This is a genomic window from bacterium (assembly GCA_029210965.1).
Classification (GTDB): Bacteria; BMS3Abin14; BMS3Abin14; order BMS3Abin14; family BMS3Abin14; genus JALHUC01.
The window spans coordinates 46,301-53,278 of sequence record JARGFZ010000017.1; the positions used below are offsets into that span (position 1 = coordinate 46,301).

Sequence of the window (6,978 nt, forward strand, 5' to 3'; positions counted from 1 at the left end):
GTAGTCAAGCATTAAAAGACTGCTGACTGTTGTCAACAGCTATTCCTGCCTGGCATGGCTTCTCAGCAGGATCAGTATCCATGTTTTCCTCAAACCTCTAAAGACCGCTGACAGAAGGACCAAACCTCCTGCCAGGGGAATGAGCACCAACATAAACCCGACGACTACCGGCAGCGCTCCCGTGTGTGCCCCTGATCGGACTGTGCCTATTATGGGGCTGAGCATGATCCTGGCGCCCTGTTTCAGCAACGGATGCCTGGCAATGAAATCAGCAGGTTTCGGGCTGACCGTGTAATAGACCGCAAGAAGTACACGTCCCCAACCCCTGTGGACAAGGTAATTGTCCCTGTATTCCCTCAGAAGGTCCACTTCTGCTTCCATGGGACTGCCATAGGCCGCGGTGGCAATGAAGCAGCCTCCCCCACCCCCGCCTCCCGAGGTCACAGGTGGCGGGTCTTCCGTCCCTGCAGCCAGGGGGTTCGTGGCAGCTGTGAGCAGAGCGGAGACCTGATCCTGTTCATCGTAAGCGGCCAGGGCCAGAAAAAAGCGGGTATCGGTATAGGAACTGATATCCAGTGAATAGGTTTCCACACGGTGAGAGATGTGGGGAGCCGGCATACCGTTCACCGAAACAACCCCCACATCCGCCAGGTCCCTCGTACCGGCAAAGGCTCGGTCCGTCCTGTAATAAAGCACATATCGATCGGCCCACCCCGGCATGTCTCCATCGTCCCCGGGGGCCATCCAGGAAAGCTCCATGGTGCCTGCCATACCTGCCAGGACATCAGCTGTATTCAATATTTCCAGTTCACTGCCCCATGGGAACAGAGGCCCGGCCATATCATTGAAATGATCGTTCCTTAAGGTAAAGGCCGACCCGCACTGTGTGGTAACCCAGAGCAGGTTCCCATCCTTGGGGTGCACCGTGACCGATGTTGGACCGTAGAGGTCGATCTCACCATCAAGCCGGTCCCACTGGGCCCCGGGGCTGCCCTGATAGGTGCCTGCACGGGAGTGGTAAAGGCCCATGAAGCTGGTCCCGTTCTGGTGGGCTACCGTAAAGGCGTCAGCCAGGCCATCGGCATCCGCCCCGTGGGGGATCTCCAACGCTTTTATGATCTGACTCTGGGGCAGACCGTCAGGGTTGGGAACAGCTGTGTCCAGAACCCAGGTGTCGTTGGACCTTGTCAAAGCCATTCCACTCACACAGTTTTTGGCCCCGGCCACCGCCTTTTTGGTGCCCAGTTCCGCAGGGTTGAAATCCAGGCCTCCCACGGACTGGTTCATGTAAAGACCTGTTTCTTCAAACGCTCCAGACCCTTCCAGGAAAAGAACACCGGGGACTATATCCTGTATCGAATCGGTGCCCACGAGGATGGAACGCTGCTCAGGCTCGAGAAGGTCGGACACCAGGAGGTTGGCCCGGTAATGGCGGGCAGTCGAAAGGTGGGTGGTCATGGAGGCGAAGTTCCCACCACCATCGATAGACCGGTAGATCCCATCTTTACTCACGTTCGTGAACCAGATGGTATCCAAGTCAAAGGGATCCACCAGGAGGTCGGTGATGGTGCTCTTTGTATTGATGTCCCAGAATACCTGGTCGAACCAGTAGCTCACGGGATCCTGGGTTCTCACCACCCCTTTGAGAAGGCCCACACCCGCTTTTCCGCCGACCCAGATGGTACCTGTGTCGTCGAAGGAAAACTCCGCCGAGATATATCCTTTGTCCCTGATATCCTGCATGACGTCGAGGTTGGAGTCTGCATGGTTGCTCACAAACCGGATATAGGACAGGATGACCCTGCTCCAGTCACCGTCTATTCTCTCATACAGGCCACTGGCACCGAAAGCCAGGGCGCGGTCCTGGTGCCGCGGGTTTATGACCATACCGTCCAGGCTCACCGCCGCGATACCACGGTCATCTTCCACCGCAGCCCCCTGTCCCCCCATGTAACGCCAGATCCCGGCCTGGTCATAAGCGACCCATTCATCTCCTCCGAGGGGGAGCACGGCCCGCACACGGCTCGAAACATAATTATAGACGGATGAAGGCCTCCAGGTGGCGTCGTCGAGGTACCAGACACCGCCATTGGGATCGTCCGCGTTGCTGCCCACATATCCGTGCTTACGCAGGATGCTGACCATGCGGCCCTGGATGTCTATTCCGAAATCCACCACGGGGAACGAGGTGGGAAGACCTGTCCCGTGTGCTGCCCAGGACCCGGCATCGGATTTTCTGAAAACCTTCCCTCCCCGGGTACCGAAAAGCACGTGCCCTGCCAAGCTGTAACCGAGGGAAATGGGCTTCTCCCCTTCGGTCAGGGTCCCCATCTTGTTCATGTCCAATTCCGCACGCCAGGTGGTCCCGCACGATCCCGTTGCATCGCTTACAACCATGTCGGAATAGGATCCGTCATCGTTGGAGCGTACGAGGTAAACCGTGTTCGATCCCGCACTGCCAAGAGCGCTTTGAATGGGCAGATTGAAAGGATACCATCCGGGATCGATGCCACTACTGAACGCGCCCCCCGACGCGGCACGTCGGTACACATAACCCACCTGCATTGGAGATACCGCATTGCCGCTGGAGTTGACGCACTCTCCCTGGGCATTGATGAACTCGGTACACAACTCCTCGTCGTGGGTCGTCACCAGGAGGTCTCCAGGCCCGCAAAGGACCATGGAAGAAACCTCCCTGGTCTCATCTGTCCCGGCGGTGGCAGGGTCGTCCACGCCGAAAAGTGACTCAAAGGTACCGGACGTCATGTTCAGTTCGTACAGGTACCCCGACCACATGGTGTCGTCGAAGTTAAAATCGTCCCGGGATCCTCTGACGACGGCGTAAACGACATCGTTGGCCGGGTCAGGGAGAAGCTGCAGGACACGGTAACCGAGAGTATTCTCAAAGGGCTGCCAAGCCCCACCCGCATCGGTTACATTTCGCAGGTATATGCCGTTGCCGGTTCCGGCGTAGATGGTATTTCCTTCGGCCGGTGAATTTTCCAGGGCGTGGATCACCCCGCCCCACGGACCGGCTGAGGTCCAGGCAAAAACGCCTGCCGGTGTCGCAAGGATGCCAGCAGCGACCATCATCAGCGTGGCCCCGAAGCCAAACAGGCTATGTAAGACAGGTTTCAATCTCAAATCTCAGATCTCATATCTCAAAGGTAAATTCCAATTCCCAACCGTTCTGGCCGGTGTTATTTCCAAGATTCAAAGGTTTAGATCCAAGATCCAATATCCAGGATCCAGTAAAACTTCCCTATTGCCGTCGTAACTGTTCGTATCCTGTCATCGCGAGGCAATTGTTTGTGCCGACTTGTCACGTCGAAGCCTAGGCGAAGACGGAAACGATCCCGATTCGAGACTGCCGCGTCACACTCGTCTATCTCGATGCTCCTCGCAGTGACAAGCGCTGACATTTATGAACCTCGCACCAGGCACTTCGTAATGGTATTCTCTCCGTGTCTCCGTGTCTCCGTGTCTCCATGTCTCCATGTCTCCGTGTCTCCGTGTCTCCGTGTCTCCGTGTCTCCGTGCCTCCGCGTCCGGGGATCTCCGTGTCACCGCGTCACCGTGTTATCGTGTCACCGCGTCTCCCTGCCCGGATGTTTTTACCGCTACTCCCTATTTTCCATTTTCTATTTTCTTAATTATGACACGCCCCGCAAAGCTCCCCGTCGATGTCCCTGAGCCGCAGCATCTTGTTGGCCGGGATCTGCGCTTCGGTGCCGGCGCTCCCCGGAGTCCCCCCATTGACGAAAAGATCCGAACCGTGGGGGTTGTGACAGGTAACGCAGGTGACCCGGTCCCCGGTGTCGTTGTTGGCGTTCCATGCGCTGTCGAGGCTGTCCCCCAGGGGCAGGAACGGCTGGAAATCGTCAGCTGTATCTGTAGTGGCCTCATTACCCCACTCGAACCAGTGATCCACATACTGATCTATGTGGTAGCCGAGACCGGAAACGTTGACAGGATCATGAGTGCTGTAAACGGACATGCCTGTGTCACCCACAAAGACATCCACCGTCCCACCGCCGCCCCAAAGGGTAAAGTGATCGCTGGGGTGCTTGGGCGAAGCCCGGAATTTGAAGGAGGTGTTGTCGGTGTGACAATTGATACACAAGTTGGTCACCGTTGTCTGCAGGGCGTCGTTGGTGATCACTGTTCCCACCCGATACCGGTCAGCGCTGTCTACCGGGAAGTGATCTGTTGAACTGTCGTGGCACTCGGTGCACGCCAGGGGCAGCGACAAGCCCGGGGCGGTGTCTTCGGCCCACGGGCCGTTGTTGATCAGGGTGTCACCGTGGCCGCCGCGGCTGTAGCCGCTGAGGGGCCCGGCGTAGTTGGCTGCGGTGTTGGTGGCCTGGTAAAGGGTTCCGCCCCGGCTGCGGAAGCTGGCCGAATCGATGGCGCCGTCGCCGTCCACATCCCCACCAAGGCCATGACAGCCGCCGCAGGTAATGTAGGCCTGGGCACTCGCAGGATTGCCTGCGGCATCAGCGTCCCACGTCCAGGTCACACTCTCGAGACCGTGGCAGTAGACGTTGGAACACTGGAAGGCGTAGGCCGCGGACTTGGTCACTGAAGGCGCCACTGATGCGCCAGACCTGGTCCAGGTGGTGTTGTAGTAGGCGTTTTCAGCCCCGCGCAACGTCGTGTTCAGGTCGCTGCTCAGTGTGATGTTGTCAAAGTGAACGTCCGGATCGTAGGTGGATACGCTGGACTGGTTGTGCCATGTAGCCGAACCGGGGTTGGGCCCGTGGCACGTCTCGCAGTTGAACTCCGGCTTGCCGCCAGCGGTGCCGCCGTGGGCCTGGTGGGCCCCGGAGGTGGGCGGATATGCGTGACAGCCCGCGCAGCCCGCGGTAAAGCCGGTGTCGTGCTTGTGGCACTGATCACAGTCGCCTGGGTTGCCCGGGTAGCCGGCATGGCCGCTGTAGTTGGCATAGAGGCCGTCGACGAAGCCGAGGCCGCCGCCCGTCTGTGTATGGCACTCCTGGCAGATACTCGAGTACACCGTCGTGTCCGCGTAGCTCACCTGGGCCGACGTAATGCCGGTGGTGGTGTCGGTGTAGGCCAGGGAAAGCTGTTCCGTGGGCATGGCCGGAGGCGTTCCCGTGGTTGTGAAGGTGCCCGTCTCCTCGTCCCAGATCTCCCTGGAGATCATGAAGCTGTTGGAGCCGTCGCCGTGGGGGTCGTGGCAGTTGAGGCACTCGGGGGCGAGGGACCAGGTGTAGTTCAGTGAGCCGCCTGCTCCGGTAATCGCTGCCGCCGAATGGTTGACCACGGCGATGGAGTGGCAGCCCGCAGCCTGGGTGTTGCAGCCGGTGCCCGAAGTGAAGGTGCCGTTGAGGCGGAAGGCGTTGCCGGCGCTCAGCGTCGCGCTGAAGTCGTGGGACGTTCCGGCGAGGTCGTGGCAGTCGGAGCACGCCACGCCGGCTCCCTGTGCCGAGTGGCCGTAGGCAGACCACTCGGCGCTGGCCACAACGCTTGCCGTTTCGTCCCGGCCGTTGAAGCTGTTCACGTCCAGGGTGTTGTAATGGCAGTCGGCGCAGCCGGTGGGAGCGGCGTTCCACGCGATGTCGGTAATAGCGTCGTGGCAGGCCCCCGTATCACAGGTGCCGAAGGCTCCGCCGTCACCCACCGTGGTGGTACCGTTGTAGGCGCTGGCTCCGTTTGCCATGGTCACATCGCCGTCGATATGCGTTGCCTTACCCGACATCGAGGTGGACGAAGTCGCGTCATGACAATCCATGCAGTCCACCGTCGGGTGGGCCAGGTGCTCATCGTGGGCCACCGTGACAGGACTCGCTGCGTGGCACAGGGAGCAGTCGGCATAGCTGCTGCCCCAGGTGTAGGCCGTGGCTGACGCGCTGCCCGTCCCATCGTTGTGGCAGTCGTTGACGCCGCAGGAGCCCCTTGCCGCCGAATTGTCGCCATCCGAGACGGTCCCGGTGTAAAGGATGGACCCGATGAAATTGGGCTGTGTGCCCACAACGTGGGTACCCGATGCCGGCGTCCCCGGCGTGTGACAGTCGCCACAGCCCAGGGGAGCGATGCCGAAGGTCGATGCCATGGACACGTGCTGTGTGTGGCTCGAACTGCCCGGGTCGGACACGCTGTGGCACGCCCCGCAGGCGCCCGATGCTGTGCTGTTCCACACCGGCGTCGTGTCGCTTCCGCCAGCGGATATGGTGAAGGTGTCCCCGTGGCAGTAGAGGCCGGTACAGATGCCCTGGCCAACTCCGGCACGGCTCCCCTTGGCGGGCGTGTAGGCGCCGCTGGGGTTCGTGGTGTCGAACACAACGTCGATGCGGTTCGAAAGGGTCGAATCGGCCAGCGCATTGTAAGCTGTCGTGTTGGCCACCGGTGAGATGTTATTGTGCACTCCCGCGTTCTGGTGGCACACGTTGCAGTTGTAACCGTAGGAACCAACATGCTTCGGATGGGCATCGCTCGTCGGGGGATACCCGTGGCAACCGTCACACGAAAGAGGCATGAAACCGTCTACAGTAGACACACTGGCATCGTAATCGTGCTGGTGGCAGGCCACACAGTTGTTGCCCTGCTCGTTGTTGCTGTAATCGTCAAGGCCCGTGTGATCGCCGTCAACACTGGCCATGGTCGTCGTCGTACCGTTGGGGCGCGGGTTGTTCTGGTGGCACTGCACGCACACGTTGTTGCCCTGGGTCGATCCGTCGTCAAAGCTGTCAGCGCCCGTCCTGGACTCGAACACCATGGAGATCAGCGTCGTGGCGTTGCTGCCGGAACCAGGTACGCTGTAGTTCATCACCTCGACACTGCCCTTGAGCATGGCGATGTTGGGGTTGCCGTTGGCGTTCATCGTCAATCCGTGGGGCTCGTGGCAAGCGTCGCAGCGGTAAGCGAACTGCTCCGCGTTGGGATCGTGCTTAACCGCCACTGTAAGGGCAGCCTTGGCTTCCTCCATGTCCCCGGCCAGTATTCGTTCCACCACCC

The 6,978-nt window shown here is 59.9% G+C and carries 2 protein-coding genes; both read right to left on the reverse strand.

Features of this window, described 5'->3' with window-relative positions:
- Positions 1 to 39 precede the first annotated feature (39 nt).
- Complete coding sequence (locus tag P1S59_08430; protein MDF1526278.1) at positions 40 to 3,144, reverse strand: hypothetical protein; 3,105 nt, start codon at positions 3,142 to 3,144, stop codon at positions 40 to 42.
- Positions 3,145 to 3,649: 505 nt separating this feature from the next.
- A partial coding sequence (locus P1S59_08435; protein MDF1526279.1) for a CxxxxCH/CxxCH domain-containing protein occupies positions 3,650 to 6,978 on the reverse strand: 3,329 nt, incomplete at its 5' end.